The organism is Sinorhizobium sojae CCBAU 05684 (genome assembly GCF_002288525.1).
GTDB lineage: Bacteria > Pseudomonadota > Alphaproteobacteria > Rhizobiales > Rhizobiaceae > Sinorhizobium > Sinorhizobium sojae.
In genome coordinates this window covers 790896-815941 of record NZ_CP023068.1, presented here as the reverse complement: position 1 = coordinate 815941, position 25046 = coordinate 790896, and the positions used below count along the sequence as shown (strand labels likewise).

Sequence of the window (25046 nt, the reverse complement as noted above, 5' to 3'; positions counted from 1 at the left end):
AGACTTGAATAGGGTTCACGCCCTGCCGTGAGGTCATTGTCTAGAATGGCGAGGTGAGCGATGGCATCCAGTTTGGCCTTGTGGAACACTGCTACCGATTTGACGCTGGATATTCTCAAAGGCGTCCACAGCGGCGTCACCTTGCCCTTGGCAAGGGGCTCTTACTTGATCGGTTCCGCCGCGGATTGTGACCTCACGTTGAGCGACCACGGCGTAAGCGATCGCCATATGCGTCTGCAGTTTGCAGGTTCCGAGGTGATGATCGAGGCAATCGGAGCCGAAGTCGCCGTCGATAATACGACGGTTCCCGTGGGTCATGGTCTCCAGGTAAAAATGCCCGTGACGGTTTCGCTCGGCGGCGCGCGGCTTAGCCTTTCCGAGGCTGGGCCGGTTCCGTCCGCGAGCAAGAGTCAAAGGCGCGCTCGCACCACCTGGATGGTGGGCGGCGTCGCGGTCTTCTCGCTCCTCACCATCGCCGCCGTCCAGGCCGGCGTGGCTGACGTCGACAGATCCGTTTCTATCCCGAGCTTCAACCAGGAAACTGTGATGGCCGGGGCCGTACCTCCCTCCCCGCTCTCCCCCGAGGATGTGTCGTCAACCCTTGCGACAAAGCTCCTGGAGGCTGGGTTGCGCGATCTTCGGGTGCACGCGGACGGCGCGCGGTTCTCCGTTTCCGGCGCAGTCGACGAAGAGGGTCGCGAATCGTGGAACGGTGTCCAGAGCTGGTTCGATCGGACCTATGGCAACCGCTACGTACTCACGAGCGAGGTCAGTGAGACTGTTCCGAAAACCTCGCCGAGGTTCAATCTGCAAGCCATTTGGTTCGGCGAAACGCCCTATGCGATCGGCGTCGACGGGACACGTCTCTACAAGGGCGCCGCGCTCGAGGACGGCTGGTACATCAAGGATATTCGCGACGGCAGCCTGACAGCAGCGCGGCAGGGGGAAGAATTCACGCTTCGCTTCTGACAACGTGAGGAAGAGGACGACGGAATGAGCTTGGAGGTCCGCCGACACGACAATCGCAGCCGCGCTCAGACGGGCGCGGTTTCGGTGCGGCCCGATGCGGGTGTTGAGGCGCAGTCGCAGGCATTCGACGCCACGCTCCTGCAATCGGTCCGCCAGGCGAGACAGAAGACGACGCGGGCAAGTGGCACCCGTGCGAGCGCGACCTTGGAGCGGGCAAGACTCTCGAGTGCTGGCCTCTTCGATCTATCGCGTTCCCAGGAGATACTGAACTATATCATCCGGGAAGTCTTGCCCGGCCTGGACCTCGATGAGGAAATCTCGAAGCTCACGGCATCGATGCTGAACGAGGAAATCGAAAGCAGGCGCGATCTTCAGCGCCGCCTCTTGCAGGCGCAAAGCAGTTGACGCAGCAACGTGCCGACAGTGTCGAGTTTCTTCATGCGCTGGGTTCGCTCTACTGTCAGGGCGGACACCATGAGCGCGGCCTCGTCTTCCTGCTGCTTGCGGCGAGAATGGCCCCGGGAGATGTCTCGATACTACACTCCTTGGCCGAAGCATTCATTGCTACGGACGCGCCGACGCGCGCGATCGCTGCCATCGATCGCATCGACGAAATTTCCGGTGAGGCCGATCCCGATCTTTTGCGCTTGAGAAGCAAGGCACATTGGCTGCGAGGACGGGAAGATGAAGCGCGTGCTGCTTTCAGGGACCATCTCCAGGCCAGGGTGACGACATGAGCGCGATCGCCGCTGTCAATCACTTCGCAAGAGCGGCCGCTCGACGGTCGGACATCGTGGTTGCGGCACTGGTAATGCTCGCGATCACGATGATGATCATCCCGATGCCGACCTATCTGGTAGATGCGCTGATCGGCTTCAACTTCTTCTACAGCCTGTTGATCCTCATCGGCGCATTCTATGTGTCGCGTCCCGTGCAGTTCTCGTCGCTACCATCGATCATTCTGATAGGGACACTTTTTCGGCTTTCCCTTTCGATCACCACAACGCGTCTTATCCTGACCCAGGCCGACGCGGGTCAGATCGTCTCAGCCTTTGGAGACTTCGTGGTGGGCGGTGACGTGCTCGTCGGTCTCATCGTCTTCCTGATCATCACCGTCGCTCAGTTCGTGGTGATCACCAAGGGCGCCGAGCGCGTCGCCGAGGTTGGAGCGCGCTTTGCCCTCGACGCCATGCCGGGCAAACAGATGAGCATCGACAACGAAGCTCGCAGCGGCGAGATCGACCAGCAGGAAGCCCGCCAAAAGCGCGATGAGCTCGAGCGTGAGAGTCAATTCTACGGCGCCATGGACGGCGCCATGAAGTTCGTCAAAGGAGATGCGGTCGCAGGCTTGATCATCATCGCGATCAACCTGATCGCAGGCCTGTTGATCGGATCTTTGCAACGCGGGCTGACCGCCGGGGAAGCGGCGCACACCTATTCACTGCTGACCGTCGGCGACGGCCTGATAACGCAGATACCGGCATTGATGATGGCAGTGGCCGCCGGCGCCGTGGTCACGCGCGTACCGTCCGGTCGCCGCCCACAGGACTTGAGCTCGGAAATCCTCGGTCAACTCGGTGCGAGCGATCGCGCACTGGCTCTGGCGGCGGCCATCCTCGTCGGATTCGGCCTGATTCCGGGTTTTCCGTTGCTCGTCTTCTGGTCTCTCGCCGCCGCGGCCGGTCTCCTCGCATACGTCGCGCGCCGGCGAGGCGACGACGAGGATACAGCAGTGCCAGCATCGATACCGCGCGATGCGCCCCGGCCGGTATCCTCCGGCCGCCCCGTCGCCGGACATATCGCAGGAACTCTACCGGTGAATTCCGAAAGGCTCGACGGAGTGGCGCACAGGATGACCGTCTCGCTTGGAGAGGAACTTGCCCGAGTACTTCCGCCTGCGTTGTTCGCCGAACGGACCGAGGCGTCCGCGGCGGCGATCCTCGACGACCTCGGCCTTCGTGTTCCGGCGATCGGCCTGCTCACAGACCCTCGGCAGGACCGCACCGGGCTTCGCATCGCTTTCGAGGGCGTTCCGGTCCTCGATACCGGGCTGCCGCTCGATCATGTCATGGTTTGGGACGAAACGGTTGATCTCGACATCATGGCGATCTCCTATATCACGCAACCGGACCTTTTGGGGCTGAGGCTCGTCTGGGTCGAGAAAACCCATGCGACGGCTTTGGCTGCTGCCGGCGTCGGCCACTGCGAAACGGTCGATGTCGTCGTCACGCTCCTCGAACGCGTGCTGCGCCGCTATGCGCCGGAGTTCATCGACGCACAGGAGGTGCGTGCCATGCTCGGCCGATTGGAAGAGTCCCATGGCGATTTGATCCGCGAGGTTCTGGAGGCGGTTTCAGCGCAGAAGCTTGCCGATGTCCTGCGCAGGTTGATCGAAGAGGATGTTCCGATCACCAATATGCGTATCATTCTCCGGACCGTTGCCGAGCGCGGCGCGCAAATACAGGGAGCGCTGGCCCTGACCGACAGCGTGCGGGTAAGCCTCGGACGGCAAATCTGCTTCCGTCTCGCCGATAACAACAGGATCATATCCGCCTATCTCTTGACGCGGCCCCTGGAGGACGAACTGAGAGCGGCGGTCGAGAAGAATGCCGGGCCGGCTGGTGGCGTTCCGGAGCGGCTTGCGGCGCCGATCCTTGAGGCACTAAAAAAGCGGCAGGAAAACGCGGATACCCCTGTTCGCATCGCCATTCTGACATCGATCGACATTCGGCGGCACGTCCGAAGCCTTCTGGCACGCCACGATGTAAACGTGGCGGTCCTTTCCTACCAGGAAATCTCCTCGGAATTCAGCATCCAGTGCCTTGGCTATATCGCGCTCCCGGTGACCGGAGCGGGGGACCTCGCAGGCACGAGCGCATGACTCCACAGGGGACCGTCAGGAGACACAGTTGAGTTGGCTGCGCGCAGCGAGGGAACGAATAGGACATGGAATGCTAAGCTTGCGAAGTCTTCGCGTGATTGCCCCCGGGAAGCTAATTTCACTCATCCTGATATTGATGCTTTCGACCGGCTCTCTCGTGCCGCCGGCGAACGCGCAGGTGAAGGTCGACGCCATCAATGGTCAGGTGCTAGAACTCACCGTTGGGGAGGGACAAATCCTCCGCTTTGACGAACCGGTCGAGTCGGTCTTCCTCGCCGATACTGCAATCGCCGATGTGCGCGTCGTCTCGCCGGGTGTGGTCTATATCTATGCAACGAAGATCGGCGACACCAATCTGATCGCGCTTAGCGCCGACCAAAGCACCCGCGGCACCGTGCAGGTCCGCGTCAGCGGAAATCCGCGCGCTGCGGAGCAATCTGCACTCGCGCTGCAGCCGACGACCAAGGTCGATATAAGCCTATTCGGCGGTCAATATGTCGGCACGGGGCAAACCCGAAATGTCGGCGAAGCGATGGACATGGAAAATGTCCTCGAGAGCTACTCTACCCCGGACAAGCCTGCGCTCAACAACACGACGATCGCCGGGACCAATCAGGTCAATATTCGCGTCCGCTTTGCGGAAGTCGCCCGCAACGAGTTGACGCGCTTCGGCATCGATTGGAGTGTCTTCGTCAACAGCGGATCGTTCTCCTTCGGCATCGTCCGGACCGGCGGCGCCAGCAACGAGGACGACACCGGCATTGCGATCGGCGCCAGGGGCGATCATGTGAACGTCAACGTTCTGCTCGACGCGCTCCAGGCGAACGGCATCCTGACAATTCTGGCGGAGCCGAACATCACGGCGGTCACCGGCCAGACCGCCAGCTTCCTCGCCGGCGGTGAAATTCCGGTGCCGGTGCCAGTCGGGGACGACCAGATCGGGATAGAGTACAAGCAGTTCGGCGTCTCTCTCCAGTTCACGCCGACGCTGCTGCCGAACAACCGGATCGCACTCCAGGTTCGCCCGGAGGTCAGCAGCGTTTCCCAGGACAGTGTGGTTTCGATCGGCGGGCTGGTGGTGCCGTCCTTGCGAATCCGCCGCGCGGACACGACGGTCGAGGTCGGCAGCGGCCAGACCTTCGCGATTGCCGGTCTGTTCCAGCGGCAGGAATCGCAGACGCTGAACAAAACCCCTGTCGTCGGCGACGTCCCAATCCTCGGCGAACTGTTCAAGTCCAAGCGTTTCCAGCGCAACGAGACGGAACTGGTTATCCTCATCACGCCGTATCTGGTCTCACCAATCTCCGAGCGAAAGATGAAAACGCCGCTGGACGGCCCCTCCGGCGCCATTACCTCGCCGCCCACAAAAACCAGGCCCGTCATCAACAAAGGATACGGCTTCTATGTGGAATGATCGTATAGGAGGGAACCGAGCGGCGATCGTCCGTCTATTGCTGGTAATCGCCCTATCGCTCAGCGCGAACGCCTGCACTGGCTCACATCCACAGCCCTATTCTCCCAACTACCGCTATATTTCGATGCGCGGAGCACCGACGAAGGCAGGCATCGTGCGCAAGGGCTATGATGAGTTGGAGAGCCATGTGCTGGTGCCCGACGCGTGCATCACCCCCGACACGGCCGACCAGCCACTCTATCTGCCTCCCGGCTGCGCCAACAACCTCAATCTGCAGTTCATGGTGCAGGACCAGCGACAACTCATTCGGGGCCGCGAGATGGGCCCGGCGATGGCCGCTCCGGTGGCACGCGCCGCGAAGAACTATCTCGACGGATATAGCGAGGAGGGCCGCAGGCGTCGCGCCTCGACAAACAATACGGGTGACGAATGACGGTACCTTCGTTTCGGAAATTGCGTTGGCATGTGGCTGGCAACAGGACGATCATGGCCGCTCTTCTTGCATCGCTCGCACTCGCCTCATGCACGACGACGTCTGCCGAGAAAGAGAAGGATAAACCGACGAGCGAGCAGAAGAAGCTGCTCAGCATTGCGGAGAGTATCGAAGCCCGAGGGGAAAGTGCGACGGCGATCGCGCTGTACGAGCGCGCCGCTGAAAACGCGCCGAGCGACGTTGCCCTTCGCGTCCGCATCGGCAATGCGCGCCTGAAGGCTGGCGATCTGGAAGGTGCGGAAGAGGCTTTCCGCACGGCCCTGCAGATCAATCCACAGGACGCTGAGGCGCTGCTCGGACTCGGTACCGCGCAATTGCGCAAGGGCGAAGCTCAGTCTGCCGCGCGGACTCTGGCCCCGGCCGCACAGGCGCTGAACTCCGTCGTCGCCTATAACCGGTTGGGCACCGCCCTCGTCTTCAGCGGCGACGGCGCTGCGGCGAAAGAAGCCTTCTCGAAAGCCCTGTCGCTGCAACCTGCCAATCTGGACACCGCCACCAATCTCGCACTTGCCGAAGCACTCTCAAACGATCTGGCTCAAGCGGCGACACATATGAGCAACGTCGTCGGATCACCGCTCGCGCAAAGGCGCCACTTCGTCAATTATCTGGTCGTGCTCGCAATGGCCGGCGAAAGCGAGAAGGCGCGTGCCTTCGACGTGCCCGAAATGTCGGCCAAGGAGAAGAGCCAGGTTCTGGCGAAGGCTTCGAAATTGCGATCCATATCGGATCCGGCCAAGCGCGCCCAGGAGATAGGGCTCTTGTCCTCGCTCAAGGATGACCGCGTTACATGAGCGAGACGAGCGAAGAGAAATCCCTTCCGGCCTCCGAGAAGAAGATCCGGGATGCCCGCAAGAAAGGGCAGGTGCTTCACAGTCCCGACATGGTCTCCGGCATCGTCGTCCTCTTCTGCACGCTATATCTCTTCTATGTCGCTCCGCGTCTGCAGCTGAAGATCGATATCCTGCTGAACGAGGCGTCGCATATCTACGAGCGCCCGTTCGCGGATGTCTGGTACCGGCTGAGCACGGTCGCGGCCGATGTGCTCTGGACAACAGTGCTGCCCATCCTCGGAATAACCATCGTCGCGATCCTCGCGACCAATGTCGCGATCACGAGAGGCTTTGTGTTCTCGGCGAAACCGGTCGAACCGGATTTCAACCGCATCAATCCGGCGACAGGCCTGAAGCGCCTGACGTCGCTGAAAAGCGTCGTCGAATTCGGCAAGGCGCTGTTCAAGATCCTGGCTCTTTCGATTGCCTTTTCCGCGGTCTTCTATGCGGGGCTGAAGGCCTTGTTCCAGGCGCCTACATGCGGCTTCATGTGCCTGCATGCACTCTCCCTCTCCATGCTCAAGACCACGGCCTTTATCGCAATCGCCGCCTTCATCGTCATGGGCACCTTCGATGTCTTTCTGCAACGCTGGTTATTCATGCGCGAGATGCGCATGACGAAGTCCGAGAGCAAACGCGAGCACAAGGATACGGAAGGCGATCCGCTCGTAAGGCAGGAGCGCCGCAAACTCGCGGGCCTGATCGGCATGAGCAAGACCGGTCTTTCCAATGCCGTGCTGCTGATCGGCGACGCCCAATCGGGAGCGGTCGGTGTCCGGTATGTCCGCGGCGAAACACCTGTTCCACTCATCGTCTGCCGTGCCGCCGGCGCCGCCGGGTCAGCCATGCGAGATCAGGCGAGGGAGAAAGGAATTCCGTTGATGGTCGATGCGGTACTCGCCGCCGAACTCGAAATGACGCCCATCGGGGCACCGGTTCCAGACCGGCTTTTTCAGCAGGTAGCAAATGCCCTGGTAGCCAATGGTTTGATTTGACCGTTTCAACGTCGATGGAGAGCTTCATTTGTCCGATTTGAGAAGACTGCCGAGGCGCGCCATAGAGCCGCTGTTCATCACGGCACTTGCATTGGGGGTAGCCGGCCTGGCATACGCGGAGCAGCCTTCGCCGCCATTGCTGGACAAGAACAGCAAACGGGTCTGGATCGACGACGGCTATATCGAATTTCTGATGTCGCCACCCGCCTACCCGCCGCGGCAATACCGCGAAAAGCGTCATTACGGCGAGACAAGCGCCTTTCTACCAAGGCATCGGGTGGCTTATAGGACCGCGGAAGCTCCCGGCACGGTGATCATCGATACGACGCAATATGCTCTTTACTACATTGAGCCAGGAGGAACGGCCATTCGTTACAGCGTGGGCGTCGGACGAGAAGGTTATGGCTGGCGCGGAACCGAGATGGTGACTGCCAAGCGCCCGTGGCCGGATTGGCGTCCGTCGTCCGAAATGCGCGCCCGAAGACCGGACTTGCCTGCTCATATGGTGGGCGGGCTCGACAATCCGCTCGGCGCGCGGGCCCTCTATTTAGGCAACACCCTCTACCGCATTCATGGTTCGAATGATCCCACAAGCGTCGGGCGCTCCTCATCGTCGGGCTGTTTCCGAATGACGAATGAGGACGTCGTCGACCTCTATGAAAGGGTGAAGATTGGGACGAAAGTGGTTGTCCTCTAAAATATTGAGGCCTTCGTCACAAGGGACAAGATCTCGGGCGCCGCTCGGAAGCCCGCTGCATCGTTGAACAGGCAGGCGGGCGCGCCCAGCCGGAAGAACCTGCCCATGCTCCGACAAGGGGCGCGGCCATGATCAGGCCGCGTCCTCGACCGCCACCCACGATCGGTCGAGTGTAGGCTCCAGACCGGATTCAGGGATTCGGAACCGTCCGGTCGGACGCTCTCGACTCCTTCCCGGCCCGGCAGGCCATGGCGTTTGATCCCTTGTTGCCGTTGCGGGGCAGCACCGGCTTCAGACCCGTCTGCCAATTATCATCCGACCTGATTGGCACCTCGAACGCGGCAAGCGAGGTAAGGCGCTGCAGCGGCCCGATAGGAAAGTCAGCGCGTCGGAAATCCGCGCGGCAGGTCCTGGGGCCAGCCGCGCAGTTGAGCGTGATCAGATCACGACACTGCCTCAGGTGCCAGTTCGGAAACTTCGACAGTTTCCGTGACCGGCGTCGCGGGCGCAGTCGCAATCCGCCGCTCCCCTCCCTCTTCGAGTTCGTCGAGAAGGGAATGCCATAGCGAAATGCAAAGCCCGACCATCACCAACAGGAACGGTGCGGCCGCGATAATCGAGGCGGTCTGGAGGCCCTGAAGCCCACCCATAACGAGAAGCACGGCGGCCGAGGCACCGGCAAGCACGCCCCAAAGCACCACAATACCAGGTTTCGGTTGCAGTACGCCGCGTGACGACAGCATGCCCATCACGACCGCGCCCGCATCGGCGCCCGAGATGAAGAAGATGGCGACCAGGAAAATGGCCATCAACGACGTTATCCAGGAAAATGGATACTGTGCCAGAAGGGTGAAGAGCGAGACTGCCGCGCCCTCATTGGTGACGGCCTCGACGATCCCACCTGCGCCGAAAAGTTCTGAATGAAGTGCCGTGCCGCCCATGATCGTGAACCAGATGAAGGTGACGCCGCTCGGGATCAGGAGCACGCCGGTCACGAACTCCTTGATCGTGCGACCGCGCGAGATCCGCGCGATGAACACGCCGACGAAGGGCGCCCAGGATATCCACCAGGCCCAATAGAAAATGGTCCAACTGCCGAGCCACTTGCCGTCGCTGAAGGCGGCCGTGCGCAACGACATGGACACGAGGTCGCTCAGATAGAAGCCTAGCGACTCCGTGAACGTGTTGAACATGAAGATCGTTGGGCCGATGCACACCAGGAATGCCAGCAGGAGCATTGCGATGATCATGTTCATGTTGGAAAGGAACTGGATTCCTTTGCCCACCCCAGACACTGCCGAGAGTATGAACAGCACCGTCATGACGCCGATGATCGTCAGGGCGATGGCGTTGGAAACGCCCGTGCCCCAGAGGAAGTTCATACCGCTGTTGATCTGCTGGGCGCCGAGGCCGAGCGACGTCGCAGTCCCGAACAGTGTTGCAATGACGGCGAGCACGTCGATAGCCTTGCCGATCGGCCCGCTCGCGGCCTCACCGAGAATCGGCGTGAAGGCGGCGGAAATCAGGTTCGGCTTCCCCTTGCGGAAGGTGAAATAGGCGATGGCAAGGCCAACCACCGCATAGATGGCCCAAGGGTGAAGTGCCCAATGGAAATATGAATACTTCATCGTAACAAGCGCCGCTTCGAGTGTCCTCGGCTCGGCCTGCCCGTGGGGCGGATCTGCAAAGTGGTAGATTGGCTCCGCGACGCCCCAGAACATCAGGCCGATGCCCATGCCGACGCTAAACATCATGCAGATCCAAGAGGCCGTGCGGAATTCCGGGCGCTCTTCATCCTGTCCAAGCCGGATCTTGCCGAAGCGACTCACGGCCAGAAACAGAGCGAAAACCAGGAAGCCGGCGGAAGAGACGACGAAGCCCCAGCCAAAATGGGCGATGATCGCATCAAGAGCCACCTTGGCGACCGAAGACAGGCTTTCAGGAAATGCGGTTCCCCATCCGACAAATCCGAGAATGATGAACATGGCCGGCCAGAATACGGCCGGATCGAACTGCCTAGGTCGTGATGGCTCCATTTTTGCTCCTCCCAAGTAACCTCCAGAGCGCCAGTGCCGCTGGTGGGTTCGCCATCCATAAGATCCGGTCCCGTGGATCGCGGCTCGAGATGCGGCAAAAGCAAGACGTTTTTGACATCCGTCAATCCAGCGGGAGTCTTATCAGCTTTGAAGTCGAGCCCGCCGCCGGTGATCGCCCCTGTCGAAGCGCACGAGAGTGGCGCGCTCCATTTCTCCCGGTCAGGGACCGGTCACCGGCAAGCGGGAGTCTTCCAATCAGGCAGCCTTTGTCATGGCCGCCATCACATCCGCCACCGTTTCGCCGAATGAAGACGGGGTCGGCACGATGGTGACGCCAGCGCTCTTCAGGATCTCGACCTTTTCCTGCGCCGATTCGCCGAACGCGGATATGATGGCGCCGGCGTGGCCCATGCGACGGCCCTTCGGGGCCGAAAGCCCTGCGATATAGGCGATCAGCGGCTTCTTCATGTTGTCACGCGCCCAGAGCGCGGCCTCCGCTTCCTGTGGTCCGCCGATCTCGCCGATCATCAGAACCGCATCGGTGTTGGGGTCCTGTTCGAACAGTTGCAGCATGTCCTTGAAGGACGAGCCGTTGACGGGGTCTCCGCCGATCCCGACCGAGGTCGACACGCCGATGCCGCGCGCCTTCATCTGGCTTGCGGCCTCGTATCCGAGCGTACCCGAGCGGCCGACGATGCCGACGCGGCCGGGCAGATAGATCGAGCCGGGCATGATTCCCATCATCGCCTCACCAGGCGTGATCATACCTGCGCAGTTCGGCCCGATGAGCGTCATGCGATCCTCGAAGCGGTAGCGCCGCATGTATCGCTTGACCCTGATCATATCCTGGGAGGGGATGCCGTCGGTGATGCAGACGCAGAGCCGGATTCCGGCGTCGGCCGCTTCCATGATCGAGTCGGCCGCAAAGGGCGGCGGCACGAAGATGATCGAGGCATCGGCACCGGTTTCCTGCACGGCGCCCTTCACCGTGTTGAATACCGGCATACCGAGATGGCTCTGGCCGCCCTTGCCGGGTGTGACGCCGCCGACCACGTTGGTGCCGTAGCGCTTCATGTCCTCGGCGTGGAAGCTGCCGATCTTGCCGGTGAAGCCCTGGACGATGACGCGTGTGTCTTTGTCGAGTAGAATGGACATGTTTCAGCCTCCTCAAGCAGCCTTGCCGGCGGTGAACGCACGCCATGCGGCGACGGCCTTCTCGGCAGCTTCAGCCAACGTTTCTGCGACGATGATGTTTTCGCCGGATTCGGCGAGGATGCGTCGGCCCTCTTCCATATTGGTGCCGGAGAGGCGGACGACGAGCGGAACCGGCACGCCCACTTCCTTCAAGGCCTTGATCACGCCTTCGGCCACCCAGTCGCAGCGGTTGATGCCGGCGAAGATGTTGACGAGGATGGTTTCGACGTTCTTGTCGCGCAGCACCGCGCGGAAGGATTTTGCCACACGCTCGGGCGAGGCGCCGCCGCCGATGTCGAGGAAGTTCGCGGGCTCGCCGCCGGCGATCTTGATCATGTCCATGGTGGCCATGGCCAAGCCCGCACCATTGATGATGCAGCCGATATTGCCGTCGAGGCCGACATAGGAGAGGCCGCGATCGGATGCGTATGTCTCGCGCGGATCCTCCTGGCTCTTGTCGCGCATTTCCGCGATCTGGGGCCGGCGGAAGAGCGCGTTTTCGTCGAAGCTCATCTTGGCGTCGAGGGCCACGAGGTCACCCCCGCGGGTCACCACCAGCGGGTTGATCTCCAGCATCGAGGCATCATAGTCGACGAAGGCGCGGTAGCAGCCGAGCAGGGTCTGGGTGGCGCGGCCGATCAGGGCATTGTCGATTCCGAGGCCGAATGCGATTTCGCGGGCCTGAAACTCCTGCATGCCGACGCCTGGATCGACGGTCGCGCGGATGATCGAGTCCGGCTCGGCTTCGGCGATCTCCTCGATCTCCATTCCGCCTGAGGACGAGGCAACGATCATGATGCGCTCGGATTTGCGGTCGAGCACGAAACCGAGATAGATCTCGCGCTCGATGTCCGTCGCCTCCTCGACATAAAGGCGGCTCACCAGTTTTCCCTGCGATCCGGTCTGGTGCGTCACGAGCGTGCGGCCCAGCATGGAGTCGGCGGCCTCGACGATCTCGTGATCGGACGAGCAGAACTTGATGCCGCCTGCCTTGCCGCGCGCCCCGGAATGGATCTGCGCCTTGACCACCCATCGGTCACCGCCGATCTCCCGGGCGCGATAGGCCGCCTGCTCGGGACTATAGGCGAGGCCACCGCGCGGAATATTGATGTGGTAACGGGAGAGCAGTTCCTTGGCCTGGTATTCATGAATGTCCATGGGGTTCCCTCCTTTAGCGGCCGCCGGCTGTGATTGCGTCATGGGTGGCGAGCACGTTGCGCGCCATGCGTTCCGAAGCAGCGTCGATCATCTTGCCGTCGAGCGAGGCAGCACCCTTGCCCTGGCTCTCGGCGAGCTTCAGCGCTTCGATGATCCGACGGGCGCGGTCGACCTCCTTTTCCGGCGGCGAAAAGATATCGTTGGCGAGAGCGATTTGGCTCGGATGGATCGCCCACTTGCCTTCGATGCCGAGGGCAGCGGCGCGGCGTGCCGCAGCCCTGTAGCCCTTGGGATCCGAGAAATCGCCGAAGGGACCGTCGATTGCGCGCAGACCGTAGGCGCGGCAGGCAACCGTCATCCGCGACAGGCCGAAATGCCATTGATCGCCGGGATAGTCGGGGTTGAGGCCGCCGATGTTGACGGTGCGGGCCTTCAAGCTCGCCGCATAGTCGGCGACGCCGAAGTGCAGCGCTTCCAGCCGGCCGCCATAGGAGGCGATGGCCTCGACATTGGCCATGCCGAGCGCCGTCTCGATCAGCGCCTCAAGACCGACGCGGGTCTCGTAACCCTTGGCGATCTCGATCTGATTGACCATCGCCTCGACCATATACAGATCGGCCGGAACGCCGACCTTCGGCACCAGCAATGTGTCGATCCGGTCGCCCGCCTGTTCCATCAGGTCGACGACGTCGCGGTACATGTAGTGCGTGTCCAGGCCATTGATACGGACCGAAATGGTTTTGCCGCGGCCGCGCCAGTCGATTTGGTTGAGCGCCGCCACGATATTTGCGCGGGCGCGTTCCTTATCCGGCGGCGCCACGGCATCCTCGATGTCGAGAAAGATGTAGTCGGCGTCCGAATTGGCAGCCTTCTCGATCATTTCGGGATTGGAGCCCGGCACGGCAAGTTCACTGCGCTGCAGGCGCAGCCGACGAAGATGATTGATCGTATGGCTCATGAAATCCTCCCCTCTTTTCAAGCCGCTTTCGCGGTCGACGCCGCCGCGGCGGAGCGGAACTGGCTGATAGCCGCGCCCACGCCGGAACCCGGCTCGATTTTCACGCCGCAATCGAGCAGTGTGAGCTCGGCGGCCGAAAGCGCGCCGAGAACCATGACTTCGTTCAGCGAACCGAGATGGCCGATGCGGAAGACCTTGCCGGCCACCTTGCTGAGTCCGCTGCCGAGCGAGGTGTTGTAGGTGCGGTAAGCATGGCGGATGACTTCGGCGCCATCGACGCCTTCCGGCACCCGGATCGCCGACACCGTATCGGAATGCCACTTCGGTTCGGTCGCGCAGAGTTTGAGGCCCCAGGCGGAGACGGCGGCGCGGACGCCGTTCGCAAGGTGGTGGTGGCGTGCGAAGATGTTTTCGAGACCTTCCTCGAAGATCAGGTCGAGCGCGGCGCGCAAACCGCGCAACAGCTGCGTCGGCGGCGTATACGGGAAATAGCCCGTGTCATTGGTCTTGATCATGTCGTCGAAGGAGAAGTAGCAGCGCATGTGACGCGCCGTCTTCGCCGCTTCGAGCGCCTTTTGACTGACGGAAAGAAAGCCGAGGCCCGCGGGCAGCATGAAGCCCTTTTGCGAGCCGGAGACGGCGCAGTCGACCCCCCATTCGTCCTGCCGGAAATCGATGGAGCCGATGGAGGAGACACCGTCGACGAAGAGCAGGGCCGGATGGTTGCAGGCGTCGAGGGCCGCCCGGACGGCGGCGACATCCGAGGTGACGCCGGTCGCGGTTTCGTTATGGGTCACGAAGACGGCCTTGATGCTATGCGCCTTGTCGGCAGAAAGCCGCTCCGCATAGAGCTCGACCGGCACGCCCGTGCCCCATTCCATATCGAGGCAATCGACCTCGAAGCCCAGGCGTTCAGCCATATCGACCCAGAGATGCGAAAACTGGCCGAAGCGGCTCATCAGCACGCGATCGCCGGGCGAGAGCACATTGGTCATCGCCGCTTCCCAGGCGCCGGTTCCCGAAGAGGGATAGATGAAGACGCGGCCGTTCTCGTTCTTGAAGACCTTCTTGACGTCGGCGAAGAGCGGCAGTGTCAGCTCCGGATACCGCGGGGAGCGCATGTCCTCCATCGGCAGGTTCATCGCCTGGCGAACCTGTTCGGGAATGTTGGTCGGGCCTGGAATGAAGAGATGATTGTAGCCTGTCATGATTCCTCCGATACCTGCGGCGTCCACGGGTGCGGACTGGTGCCGACGCCAAACCTGCCGTTCGGGCCGTTTCGGCACAACACTCGCTCAGGCAGAAAAGAATGCCGGACGGGCAGCACAGAAGCGCCCGGACGGGTGGTCAATGGAAAGGCTTGGGTAGGGAATGACTACCCGTGGGTGTCATTTGGCTGCGGCAGATTCGGCGGTAGCGAACGCGTGTCGTGAACTAGCGCACCAGGTGGCGTGATGGTCGGCCGCAAATCGGTCCGAAACGACCGCTGCTACGCCGCGCGTCTTTTCAGACGCGCAAAGATCGCTGTAACTCCTTGAATCTGCGCATCGAGCATTCCGAACATCGGCACGATTTTTCGGGCCAATGCACTGGCATCAGCCCGCGTTGCGCCGGCGCTCCTTCGTGTAGAGCGCAACGGCCATGGCGCGATTGCGGACTTCAAGCTTGTCGTACAGATTCTTGAGGTGGTACTTCACCGTATTCTCGGAAATGCCTGTTCGCGTGGCGATTTGAACATTGGTCCAGCCATTGGCCAACATGCCGAGCAGCTCGGTTTCGCGAGAGGTGAGTTGTTGGAACGGCCTGTTCGGGATCTTGGAGAGCACCGTATAGGGAATGCAGATCCGGCCCTTCATCACGGCGGTCAGCGTCGCAAAGAGGATTTCGGGGTCTTCGAACTGATAGCAGAGGCCGTTGACGCCGAGCCGGATCGCCTCGCTGACGATGGAAGGGGCGTCGGTATCGGCAAAGAGAACGATCCTCGGCTCGATCCCCAGCCGGCCGAGATCGGCCAACACCTCGGGTGCCTCGGCATCGTCGAGTTGCCAGCCGAGCAGAACGCAGTCCGCCTCCACAAAGGCGAGTTTGCTGCAGAGCTCGGCCGATGAACGGGCCGTCTCGACGACCGTAAAGTTAGTACTTTCCGAAAAAAGCCCCCGAAGGGCGGCAATCACCAGAGGGTTTCGCTCAGCGATTAAAACCCGGCCTCCACCAACCTGCGACATGTGCCTCCCTGCGTCCTATGCCGTGACACGCACCCATCCCGCGATGGCCGCAACACTAGCATCAGAAATCGCGCAGATTTCACCGTCGAGCGACGAAACGTGTCCTAAAACCTCTCTTCAAGCCGTAATCGTGAAACGTCTGTCCACGCTCGGTGAAGGTTGGAAGCCGAGGAAGGCCGGCCAATGCTCTCGCTCCCGCGGCGATGCCAAGCTCGCTGCAACACCTCTCAGAGACGCTTGAATGTACCTGGTTCAGGAGCGGTCAGAAGGAACGCGGTGCCGGATCCGCCAGGCTCAGCGTTCCATCGACAAGCTGATAGATGGCGCAGGTTCGGCGAACCGATCCGTCCTTCTCGAAACGGAATGCCGCCGCGGCACCAAGAAAGCCGTTCGGCGACAAGAGGGCCTGTCTGTTGATGCCGCTCTCCCCTTGCGTACGCACGAGGCCGGCCGCGAGCGCGACGATGTCAAAGCCGTAAGCCGCATCCAGATTGGCTGCCCGCTCGTAGCGCTGGCGAAAACTTGCGGTCATCCGCGATCCGTTTTCCGGCCCGAAGAGGCAAAGGTGGCTCCGCGCGAGTTCCGGCAGCCGGTAGGAAGCGGGCGTCCACTGTGAACTTCCGACGACGATGGCGTTCGCCGCCAGATGACCATTCGCCCGAAGCGCCGAAAGGGACCCCACCTCGGCTTCCCCGGCGCCGATGCTTACAACCGCGTCGATGTCTTTGAGCTTGGCTCTGGCACTTGCATCTCCGGGGACCGAGGCCGCACCTGCCGTCAACACGGGCTTGATGCCGTAGCCGGCAAGGCCGCGGTCGAGCCGGTGCCGTTCCGCAGCGGTCATATCCGCAGGCGCCAGAAGAATGAAGCGCTTGCGGCCGGAGGCTGCCGCGTAAGACGCGCCCTCAACCGCGCTGTCGATACGGTCCGAAATGAAGGAGAATCCTCCCTCCCCGGGCTGCGACGACGTGCTGCCGAGAACCAGGATGGGGACGTCTTTTGCACGCACTCCTTCGCGAGCCACGGTCGTCCGCACGTCGGCCGACACGGCGACAAGCCTGACCCCCTGATCCGAAAGCCTCTTTGCCGCCTCCTGGATCTGCTCAGACGAGCCATCGGTATTCTCTATTTGCAGGGACAATTGCCCGCTGCCGAGCTCGTCCACGGCAAGCACCGCACCGTCCCGGATGTCCCGTTCACGCTGACTTTCGCCGGCGGAGGCCAGAAGGGCTGTGATCAGACCGACCCGAACCGGACCGGAGCCGAACGTTTCCTGAGCTCTCGGCTTGCTCAGGGCCGCTCGCCTCGCCTGCGCCGCCTGCGGCGGCTCGACGCTCATGGCATCCTGGCTAGCGCCCTGGCAGCTCGCCACGAGGCCAAGCAACAGGACGCCAAGCGCCCTCCCCGCATAGTGGCGTGCACGCCCCCTCGGGACAGGATGAATGCTGTTCATGAAGGACAAGCGGGCTCTCTTCAATTCATGAAGCGAAGCATCTTCGCGTGGAAGCAATCGCATTTGGCGAGATAATCACCGTCGCGCCAGCCGGATTGCAAGTAGCCATAGGCCTTGCCGCAGGCGACCTTGGTTTCGGACGCCCAAACGAATGTCGGCCGTGTGGAAGCAATCCAGCGCGGGTCGTCGGCGACCGCGATCGCGCGGTCCATGCGTGACACGACTTCGCCTTTCAGGAAAGCAATCTCCTGTCCGACGGTTAGCGACGATGCGGCGAGCGTATCGCACTGCCTGGCGACCGGCGCGTAATCGACGATGAGATCGGCGGCATGGCTGGCCGATGCTGAAAACGCGATCATTGCAGCGGCGAACATTCTCTTGATCATGGAATCCCCCTCAGGAAAGCCGGCCCGCGCATGTTGCCGCGAACCGGAAGAATGTAAAGCGTACAGCCGTCAAACCTCGCCTGTGGTCTTGGTGCCGCTCTCGTTGAAGAGTATCTTCACGACTTCGTCGCTCACCGAGAAGTTTTCGAGCACAGCCACGGTCTGCCAGGTGTCCCCGCCGCCGTCGGTATCGACCTGCAGGTTGGCATTCGCGCCGTCCTGCACGACCTGAACATGCTGATCCAACGTGCCGGATGCCAACTCGCCAAGCAGCGCAGACAAATCGACCACGTCGCCTTCAGCGGCATCATAATCCGTGATGACATCATCGATGCCGAGTTGCAACTCGTCATCGGCTATCACGAAGATATCGGCGCCGGCGCCACCAGTGAGTGTGTCCGAACCCGCGCCGGCGTAGAGTTTGTCGTCAAAGGCACTGCCGATGAGCGTGTCGTTGTAGTCCGATCCGATTAGCCCTTCGACATTGCGATAGGTATCGACACCCAGACCGACGGCAGTCAGATCCGCCACTGTATTTCCCGACGACTGTACGAGGGAGAAGGTAACGCCCGCGGAGGCATCCGACAGATCGAGAAGGTCAACCCCAGCCCCGCCGTCGATTGTATCGTTGCCGGAGCCGCCGCGTAGCGTGTCGCTACCGCCGCCGCCATTGATCACGTCATTGCCGTCGCGCCCGATGATGGTATCGTCGAGAGCGCCGCCTGTAAGATTGTCGGCGCCCGAGGTGCCGTAGATGAGGTTGGATTTCGTGTCGTCGCCGACGACGACAATGCCCGGGTCGCCGGGGTCGAACTTCGAGAACTCAAACTTGAAGTAGCGCGCCTGCTCGTTGCCTCCCTTGGTATCGTCATACTCGACACTCCAGACATCGGATGCCTGCGGCTCGTTTCCTGGAATTGAAAGGTACTGAGCCAAAGTCTGCGAAGGATCGGATGTGTTAATTATGAAATCAAAATCGACTTCCGTTTTCATAAGCCCGGTCGTGCCATCGAACGTCCAATTGTCAGGATTGGCATCGTTTGCGACTACCACCTGAAACTTCACTCCATCGACGTAAACAAAGACGTTGACTTGCTTCTCCAGAAAATCGCCATTCTGATCCTGGCTATTCACCGTTGCATAGGTGCCCGTTGAATCATTCAGCCCTTTTCTCGACCACTCCTGAAAATTCGTGAGAAGGGTGAGCGAACCGTCAGATGGATCCGCAGTGATTGCAGAAGCAAAGGACGACCCGAGCTCAGCGCTGGCGCTTGCATTACGACCAGATGTCAACGGTCCGCTGTTGTCAGAGATCGTCCCAACAGGACCCGGAACAGTTGTAGGCGCAACCTCGTTGATCGTCACCGAATAGGCGGTCGACTGAGAACCATCGCTCGCGCTCAAGTTCAGAGAGACGGAAGGTGTGTCGTTTATGGCTGAGGTCGGTCGATAAATTAAATTGTCAAGGAGGTTGATCCCATTCGCCGGGTCGTAGAGGACCGTATTTGCGGTAACGGCGACGTAATTTGATCCATCAAAATAGTAGACGCCGCTCGGCGAGTTCGTGGCGGTCACGATCACGTTCTCGCCATCGACGTCGGTTGGCGTCGAGACCATGAGCGGATAGCCGCTCGCATATTCCGAACCCTGTTGCGCCGGATCGCTCGGCAGCCAGACGCAGGAACTTGCGACAACCGGCGCGTCGTTGGTGCCGTTGATGGTGATCGTCACCGTCTGGGTGTCGGTGGCGCCGTCGTCGTCGGTCACCGTCACCTCGAAGCTCAGCGTGATCGTCTCGCCGGCATCGAGGAACTGCACCAGTGCGTTCGGCACCTGGTAGTTCCAGCCGGTCGCGGTCGCCGTGAAGCCGGCCAGCAGCGTGTCGGCCTGCGTCTGCGTCAGCGACCCGCCGCTCCAGCTCGGCTGCCCGGTCGGCGCATTCGTCACCGTCAGCGTCTCGTTCGTATCGACGTCGGCAAGCGTGATCGTGCCGCTCGTCGTCAGATTGCCGCTGCCGTCGACGGCGAGGTCCTCGGTCACCGCTCCCGTTGCCGTCGCCTCGATCACCGGCGCGTCGTTGGTGCCGTTGATGGTGATCGTCACCGTCTGGGTGTCGGTGGCGCCGTCGTCGTCGGTCACCGTCACCTCGAAGCTCAGCGTGATCGTCTCGCCGGCATCGAGGAACTGCACCAGTGCGTTCGGCACCTGGTAGTTCCAGCCGGTCGCGGTCGCCGTGAAGCCGGCCAGCAGCGTGTCGGCCTGCGTCTGCGTCAGCGACCCGCCGCTCCAGCTCGGCTGCCCGGTCGGCGCATTCGTCACCGTCAGCGTCTCGTTCGTATCGACGTCGGCAAGCGTGATCGTGCCGCTCGTCGTCAGATTGCCGCTGCCGTCGACGGCGAGGTCCTCGGTCACCGCTCCCGTTGCCGTCGCCTCGATCACCGGCGCGTCGTTGGTGCCGTTGATGGTGATCGTCACCGTCTGGGTGTCGGTGGCGCCGTCGTCGTCGGTCACCGTCACCTCGAAGCTCAGCGTGATCGTCTCGCCGGCATCGAGGAACTGCACCAGTGCGTTCGGCACCTGGTAGTTCCAGCCGGTCGCGGTCGCCGTGAAGCCGGCCAGCAGCGTGTCGGCCTGCGTCTGCGTCAGCGACCCGCCGCTCCAGCTCGGCTGCCCGGTCGGCGCATTCGTCACCGTCAGCGTCTCGTTCGTATCGACGTCGGCAAGCGTGATCGTGCCGCTCGTCGTCAGATTGCCGCTGCCGTCGACGGCGAGGTCCTCGGTCACCGCTCCCGTTGCCGTCGCCTCGATCACCGGCGCGTCGTTGGTGCCGTTGATGGTGATCGTCACCGTCTGGGTGTCGGTGGCGCCGTCGTCGTCGGTCACCGTCACCTCGAAGCTCAGCGTGATCGTCTCGCCGGCATCGAGGAACTGCACCAGTGCGTTCGGCACCTGGTAGTTCCAGCCGGTCGCGGTCGCCGTGAAGCCGGCCAGCAGCGTGTCGGCCTGCGTCTGCGTCAGCGACCCGCCGCTCCAGCTCGGCTGCCCGGTCGGCGCATTCGTCACCGTCAGCGTCTCGTTCGTATCGACGTCGGCAAGCGTGATCGTGCCGCTCGTCGTCAGATTGCCGCTGCCGTCGACGGCGAGGTCCTCGGTCACCGCTCCCGTTGCCGTCGCCTCGATCACCGGCGCGTCGTTGGTGCCGTTGATGGTGATCGTCACCGTCTGGGTGTCGGTGGCGCCGTCGTCGTCGGTCACCGTCACCTCGAAGCTCAGCGTGATCGTCTCGCCGGCATCGAGGAACTGCACCAGTGCGTTCGGCACCTGGTAGTTCCAGCCGGTCGCGGTCGCCGTGAAGCCGGCCAGCAGCGTGTCGGCCTGCGTCTGCGTCAGCGACCCGCCGCTCCAGCTCGGCTGCCCGGTCGGCGCATTCGTCACCGTCAGCGTCTCGTTCGTATCGACGTCGGCAAGCGTGATCGTGCCGCTCGTCGTCAGATTGCCGCTGCCGTCGACGGCGAGGTCCTCGGTCACCGCTCCCGTTGCCGTCGCCTCGATCACCGGCGCGTCGTTGGTGCCGTTGATGGTGATCGTCACCGTCTGGGTGTCGGTGGCGCCGTCGTCGTCGGTCACCGTCACCTCGAAGCTCAGCGTGATCGTCTCGCCGGCATCGAGGAACTGCACCAGTGCGTTCGGCACCTGGTAGTTCCAGCCGGTCGCGGTCGCCGTGAAGCCGGCCAGCAGCGTGTCGGCCTGCGTCTGCGTCAGCGACCCGCCGCTCCAGCTCGGCTGCCCGGTCGGCGCATTCGTCACCGTCAGCGTCTCGTTCGTATCGACGTCGGCAAGCGTGATCGTGCCGCTCGTCGTCAGATTGCCGCTGCCGTCGACGGCGAGGTCCTCGGTCACCGCTCCCGTTGCCGTCGCCTCGATCACCGGCGCGTCGTTGGTGCCGTTGATGGTGATCGTCACCGTCTGGGTGTCGGTGGCGCCGTCGTCGTCGGTCACCGTCACCTCGAAGCTCAGCGTGATCGTCTCGCCGGCATCGAGGAACTGCACCAGTGCGTTCGGCACCTGGTAGTTCCAGCCGGTCGCGGTCGCCGTGAAGCCGGCCAGCAGCGTGTCGGCCTGCGTCTGCGTCAGCGACCCGCCGCTCCAGCTCGGCTGCCCGGTCGGCGCATTCGTCACCGTCAGCGTCTCGTTCGTATCGACGTCGGCAAGCGTGATCGTGCCGCTCGTCGTCAGATTGCCGCTGCCGTCGACGGCGAGGTCCTCGGTCACCGCTCCCGTTGCCGTCGCCTCGATCACCGGCGCGTCGTTGGTGCCGTTGATGGTGATCGTCACCGTCTGGGTGTCGGTGGCGCCGTCGTCGTCGGTCACCGTCACCTCGAAGCTCAGCGTGATCGTCTCGCCGGCATCGAGGAACTGCACCAGTGCGTTCGGCACCTGGTAGTTCCAGCCGTCGCGGTCGCCGTGAAGCCGGCCAGCAGCGTGTCGGCCTGCGTCTGCGTCAGCGACCCGCCGCTCCAGCTCGGCTGCCCGGTCGGCGCATTCGTCACCGTCAGCGTCTCGTTCGTATCGACGTCGGCAAGCGTGATCGTGCCGCTCGTCGTCAGATTGCCGCTGCCGTCGACGGCGAGGTCCTCGGTCACCGCTCCCGTTGCCGTCGCCTCGATCACCGGCGCGTCGTTGGTGCCGTTGATGGTGATCGTCACCGTCTGGGTGTCGGTGGCGCCGTCGTCGTCGGTCACCGTCACCTCGAAGCTCAGCGTGATCGTCTCGCCGGCATCGAGGAACTGCACCAGTGCGTTCGGCACCTGGTAGTTCCAGCCCGTCGCGGTCGCCGTGAAGCCGGCCAGCAGCGTGTCGGCCTGCGTCTGCGTCAGCGACCCGCCGCTCCAGCTCGGCTGCCCGGTCGGCGCATTCGTCACCGTCAGCGTCTCGTTCGTATCGACGTCGGCAAGCGTGATCGTGCCGCTCGTCGTCAGATTGCCGCTGCCGTCGACGGCGAGGTCCTCGGTCACCGCTCCCGTTGCCGTCGCCTCGATCACCGGCGCGTCGTTGGTGCCGTTGATGGTGATCGTCACCGTCTGGGTGTCGGTGGCGCCGTCGTCGTCGGTCACCGTCACCTCGAAGCTCAGCGTGATCGTCTCGCCGGCATCGAGGAACTGCACCAGTGCGTTCGGCACCTGGTAGTTCCAGCCGGTCGCGGTCGCCGTGAAGCCGGCCAGCAGCGTGTCGGCCTGCGTCTGCGTCAGCGACCCGCCGCTCCAGCTCGGCTGCCCGGTCGGCGCATTCGTCACCGTCAGCGTCTCGTTCGTATCGACGTCGGCAAGCGTGATCGTGCCGCTCGTCGTCAGATTGCCGCTGCCGTCGACGGCGAGGTCCTCGGTCACCGCTCCCGTTGCCGTCGCCTCGATCACCGGCGCGTCGTTGGTGCCGTTGATGGTGATCGTCACCGTCTGGGTGTCGGTGGCGCCGTCGTCGTCGGTCACCGTCACCTCGAAGCTCAGCGTGATCGTCTCGCCGGCATCGAGGAACTGCACCAGTGCGTTCGGCACCTGGTAGTTCCAGCCGGTCGCGGTCGCCGTGAAGCCGGCCAGCAGCGTGTCGGCCTGCGTCTGCGTCAGCGACCCGCCGCTCCAGCTCGGCTGCCCGGTCGGCGCATTCGTCACCGTCAGCGTCTCGTTCGTATCGACGTCGGCAAGCGTGATCGTGCCGCTCGTCGTCAGATTGCCGCTGCCGTCGACGGCGAGGTCCTCGGTCACCGCTCCCGTTGCCGTCGCCTCGATCACCGGCGCGTCGTTGGTGCCGTTGATGGTGATCGTCACCGTCTGGGTGTCGGTGGCGCCGTCGTCGTCGGTCACCGTCACCTCGAAGCTCAGCGTGATCGTCTCGCCGGCATCGAGGAACTGCACCAGTGCGTTCGGCACCTGGTAGTTCCAGCCGGTCGCGGTCGCCGTGAAGCCGGCCAGCAGCGTGTCGGCCTGCGTCTGCGTCAGCGACCCGCCGCTCCAGCTCGGCTGCCCGGTCGGCGCATTCGTCACCGTCAGCGTCTCGTTCGTATCGACGTCGGCAAGCGTGATCGTGCCGCTCGTCGTCAGATTGCCGCTGCCGTCGACGGCGAGGTCCTCGGTCACCGCTCCCGTTGCCGTCGCCTCGATCACCGGCGCGTCGTTGGTGCCGTTGATGGTGATCGTCACCGTCTGGGTGTCGGTGGCGCCGTCGTCGTCGGTCACCGTCACCTCGAAGCTCAGCGTGATCGTCTCGCCGGCATCGAGGAACTGCACCAGTGCGTTCGGCACCTGGTAGTTCCAGCCGGTCGCGGTCGCCGTGAAGCCGGCCAGCAGCGTGTCGGCCTGCGTCTGCGTCAGCGACCCGCCGCTCCAGCTCGGCTGCCCGGTCGGCGCATTCGTCACCGTCAGCGTCTCGTTCGTATCGACGTCGGCAAGCGTGATCGTGCCGCTCGTCGTCAGATTGCCGCTGCCGTCGACGGCGACGTCCTCGTCTTCGGTGACGGCGCCGTCCGCGGTAAGGGCTAAAATTGGGGTGTCATTCGCGTCGAGCAGCGCAAGCAGTATTTCCTCCTGCGGCGTGGTGCCAAACTGCAGCTCCGTCGGATCGAGCAAAGAAATCGCCGGCCCCGCATCGCCGATACCGCCGGAAGCTTCAGAGAAATTACCGCCGCTGCTCTGACCCGAAACCACGCTGATGGTTCCGTCGGGTCCAGCCGCAATGTTGATGCCGTTGCCTTCGAGGACCGCCACCAGCGTTTCCCGCGGGATCTCCGCATCGCCAATCACGAAGGTCGGGATATTCAGCGCCGCATTTTCAATTCTGATTTCGGCCCCGCCGGGCTGCTCCAGCACAATGTCGTTACCGACGACCTTGATGTTTTCGAGGGAGATGCCGGCCGCGAGCCGCACGACATTGTCGGCATCCGCTTTGACGCTCTCGGGCATCTCTGCAATGGGTGCCGCCGCTCCGCTGTCATCGGCCGGCCCGCCGGTGGCCGGATCGAGGAGCAGCGGCTCAGACGGATCACCTGCTTGCGCGACGAGGCGCCCGCCCTTCCCGACGATATCGTCATGCACTGCCTCATTGCCTGCCGTCAGAGCCCTTGCACCGGCTGAAAGAGAGAAACCTTCGGTTGCCATGGATACGTCCCCCAAGAATTAAAAGAACGTAAAGCATAAGGTCCCTTTGAAAGCAATTCTTAGGAAAACGTTAGGACGGGAGTACCACATAATATAATATGCCATTCAGGATTATTTCTTTTTTGAATGGCACAAAAGCATAGTCCCATATGCCTTCTCGACCCCGCACCCCGCCAACACGAGGAACACAGATCGCTAACGCACCCACG

The 25046-nt window shown here is 62.6% G+C and carries 19 protein-coding genes; 9 read left to right on the top strand and 10 right to left on the bottom strand.

Going from position 1 to position 25046, the window contains the following annotated elements; translation table 11 throughout:
• Positions 1-60 precede the first annotated feature (60 nt).
• From SJ05684_RS21390 to SJ05684_RS21350, 9 genes are all read left to right on the top strand, one after another.
• On the top strand, positions 61-969 hold the full coding sequence (locus SJ05684_RS21390; protein WP_034858081.1) for a SctD/MshK family protein: 909 nt from the start codon (positions 61-63) through the stop codon (positions 967-969).
• A gap of 24 nt (positions 970-993) precedes the next feature.
• Positions 994-1374 (top strand): hypothetical protein, encoded by a 381-nt coding sequence (locus SJ05684_RS21385; protein WP_034858083.1) that lies wholly within the window; start codon positions 994-996, stop codon positions 1372-1374.
• Positions 1371-1706 (top strand): tetratricopeptide repeat protein, encoded by a 336-nt coding sequence (locus tag SJ05684_RS21380; RefSeq protein WP_034858085.1) that lies wholly within the window; start codon positions 1371-1373, stop codon positions 1704-1706. The genes SJ05684_RS21385 and SJ05684_RS21380 overlap by 4 nt, the downstream gene beginning before the upstream one ends.
• Positions 1703-3850 carry a type III secretion system export apparatus subunit SctV gene (sctV, locus tag SJ05684_RS21375; protein ID WP_034858088.1) on the top strand — a complete coding sequence of 716 codons (2148 nt, stop codon included), beginning with the start codon at positions 1703-1705 and terminating at the stop codon, positions 3848-3850. Before SJ05684_RS21380 ends, sctV begins: the two co-directional genes overlap by 4 nt.
• A 70-nt stretch (positions 3851-3920) precedes the next feature.
• On the top strand, positions 3921-5264 hold the full coding sequence (locus SJ05684_RS21370; protein WP_034858090.1) for a type II and III secretion system protein family protein: 1344 nt from the start codon (positions 3921-3923) through the stop codon (positions 5262-5264).
• Positions 5254-5697, top strand: a complete 444-nt coding sequence (locus SJ05684_RS21365; protein ID WP_034858092.1) for a hypothetical protein — start codon at positions 5254-5256, stop codon at positions 5695-5697. Before SJ05684_RS21370 ends, SJ05684_RS21365 begins: the two co-directional genes overlap by 11 nt.
• A 53-nt stretch (positions 5698-5750) precedes the next feature.
• Positions 5751-6548, top strand: coding sequence for a tetratricopeptide repeat protein (locus tag SJ05684_RS21360; protein ID WP_085939139.1), 798 nt, complete (start codon positions 5751-5753; stop codon positions 6546-6548).
• The gene (locus SJ05684_RS21355) at positions 6545-7582 is read left to right on the top strand and encodes an EscU/YscU/HrcU family type III secretion system export apparatus switch protein (protein ID WP_034858097.1); all 1038 of its coding nucleotides are present in this window, start codon (positions 6545-6547) and stop codon (positions 7580-7582) included. The genes SJ05684_RS21360 and SJ05684_RS21355 overlap by 4 nt, the downstream gene beginning before the upstream one ends.
• A 28-nt stretch (positions 7583-7610) precedes the next feature.
• Positions 7611-8279 carry a L,D-transpeptidase gene (locus SJ05684_RS21350; protein ID WP_034858100.1) on the top strand — a complete coding sequence of 223 codons (669 nt, stop codon included), beginning with the start codon at positions 7611-7613 and terminating at the stop codon, positions 8277-8279.
• Between the two features lie 443 nt (positions 8280-8722).
• Here SJ05684_RS21350 and SJ05684_RS21345 read toward each other — a convergent pair whose 3' ends face one another.
• The 10 genes from SJ05684_RS21345 to SJ05684_RS21300 form a co-directional block, all read right to left on the bottom strand.
• Complete coding sequence (locus tag SJ05684_RS21345; protein WP_034858110.1) at positions 8723-10315, bottom strand: BCCT family transporter; 1593 nt, start codon at positions 10313-10315, stop codon at positions 8723-8725.
• A 255-nt stretch (positions 10316-10570) separates the two neighbouring features.
• Positions 10571-11470, bottom strand: a complete 900-nt coding sequence (gene sucD / locus SJ05684_RS21340; RefSeq protein ID WP_034858111.1) for a succinate--CoA ligase subunit alpha — start codon at positions 11468-11470, stop codon at positions 10571-10573.
• Between the two features lie 12 nt (positions 11471-11482).
• The gene (locus SJ05684_RS21335; protein ID WP_034858113.1) at positions 11483-12667 is read right to left on the bottom strand and encodes a malate--CoA ligase subunit beta; all 1185 of its coding nucleotides are present in this window, start codon (positions 12665-12667) and stop codon (positions 11483-11485) included.
• 13 nt (positions 12668-12680) lie between these two features.
• Entirely contained in the window at positions 12681-13625 is a 945-nt protein-coding gene (locus tag SJ05684_RS21330; RefSeq protein WP_034858114.1) for an HpcH/HpaI aldolase/citrate lyase family protein, read from the bottom strand.
• A gap of 17 nt (positions 13626-13642) precedes the next feature.
• Entirely contained in the window at positions 13643-14833 is a 1191-nt protein-coding gene (locus SJ05684_RS21325; RefSeq protein ID WP_034858116.1) for an aminotransferase class V-fold PLP-dependent enzyme, read from the bottom strand.
• Positions 14834-15220: 387 nt separating this feature from the next.
• Positions 15221-15850 (bottom strand): response regulator transcription factor, encoded by a 630-nt coding sequence (locus SJ05684_RS21320; protein ID WP_034858117.1) that lies wholly within the window; start codon positions 15848-15850, stop codon positions 15221-15223.
• A 262-nt stretch (positions 15851-16112) separates the two neighbouring features.
• The gene (locus SJ05684_RS21315) at positions 16113-17303 is read right to left on the bottom strand and encodes an ABC transporter substrate-binding protein (protein WP_244426704.1); all 1191 of its coding nucleotides are present in this window, start codon (positions 17301-17303) and stop codon (positions 16113-16115) included.
• Between the two features lie 20 nt (positions 17304-17323).
• A complete protein-coding gene (locus SJ05684_RS21310) occupies positions 17324-17689 on the bottom strand; it encodes a hypothetical protein (RefSeq protein WP_034858121.1) in 366 nt (121 codons plus the stop codon).
• Between the two features lie 69 nt (positions 17690-17758).
• Positions 17759-22126, bottom strand: coding sequence for a VCBS domain-containing protein (locus tag SJ05684_RS21305; RefSeq protein ID WP_095694338.1), 4368 nt, complete (start codon positions 22124-22126; stop codon positions 17759-17761).
• Complete coding sequence (locus tag SJ05684_RS21300; RefSeq protein WP_095694337.1) at positions 22075-24837, bottom strand: VCBS domain-containing protein; 2763 nt, start codon at positions 24835-24837, stop codon at positions 22075-22077. The genes SJ05684_RS21305 and SJ05684_RS21300 overlap by 52 nt, the downstream gene beginning before the upstream one ends.
• Between the last annotated feature and the right edge of the window lie 209 nt (positions 24838-25046).

Coding starts and splice junctions, on each gene's coding strand:
- SJ05684_RS21390 (WP_034858081.1), top strand. CDS start 61: ATGGCATCCAGTTTGGCCTTGTGGAACACTGCTACCGATTTGACGCTG.
- SJ05684_RS21385 (WP_034858083.1), top strand. CDS start 994: ATGAGCTTGGAGGTCCGCCGACACGACAATCGCAGCCGCGCTCAGACG.
- sctV (WP_034858088.1), top strand. CDS start 1,703: ATGAGCGCGATCGCCGCTGTCAATCACTTCGCAAGAGCGGCCGCTCGA.
- SJ05684_RS21370 (WP_034858090.1), top strand. CDS start 3,921: ATGCTAAGCTTGCGAAGTCTTCGCGTGATTGCCCCCGGGAAGCTAATT.
- SJ05684_RS21365 (WP_034858092.1), top strand. CDS start 5,254: ATGTGGAATGATCGTATAGGAGGGAACCGAGCGGCGATCGTCCGTCTA.
- SJ05684_RS21360 (WP_085939139.1), top strand. CDS start 5,751: ATGGCCGCTCTTCTTGCATCGCTCGCACTCGCCTCATGCACGACGACG.
- SJ05684_RS21355 (WP_034858097.1), top strand. CDS start 6,545: ATGAGCGAGACGAGCGAAGAGAAATCCCTTCCGGCCTCCGAGAAGAAG.
- SJ05684_RS21345 (WP_034858110.1), bottom strand. CDS start 10,315: ATGGAGCCATCACGACCTAGGCAGTTCGATCCGGCCGTATTCTGGCCG.
- sucD (WP_034858111.1), bottom strand. CDS start 11,470: ATGTCCATTCTACTCGACAAAGACACACGCGTCATCGTCCAGGGCTTC.
- SJ05684_RS21335 (WP_034858113.1), bottom strand. CDS start 12,667: ATGGACATTCATGAATACCAGGCCAAGGAACTGCTCTCCCGTTACCAC.
- SJ05684_RS21330 (WP_034858114.1), bottom strand. CDS start 13,625: ATGAGCCATACGATCAATCATCTTCGTCGGCTGCGCCTGCAGCGCAGT.
- SJ05684_RS21325 (WP_034858116.1), bottom strand. CDS start 14,833: ATGACAGGCTACAATCATCTCTTCATTCCAGGCCCGACCAACATTCCC.
- SJ05684_RS21320 (WP_034858117.1), bottom strand. CDS start 15,850: ATGTCGCAGGTTGGTGGAGGCCGGGTTTTAATCGCTGAGCGAAACCCT.
- SJ05684_RS21315 (WP_244426704.1), bottom strand. CDS start 17,303: ATGAACAGCATTCATCCTGTCCCGAGGGGGCGTGCACGCCACTATGCG.
- SJ05684_RS21310 (WP_034858121.1), bottom strand. CDS start 17,689: ATGATCAAGAGAATGTTCGCCGCTGCAATGATCGCGTTTTCAGCATCG.
- SJ05684_RS21300 (WP_095694337.1), bottom strand. CDS start 24,837: ATGGCAACCGAAGGTTTCTCTCTTTCAGCCGGTGCAAGGGCTCTGACG.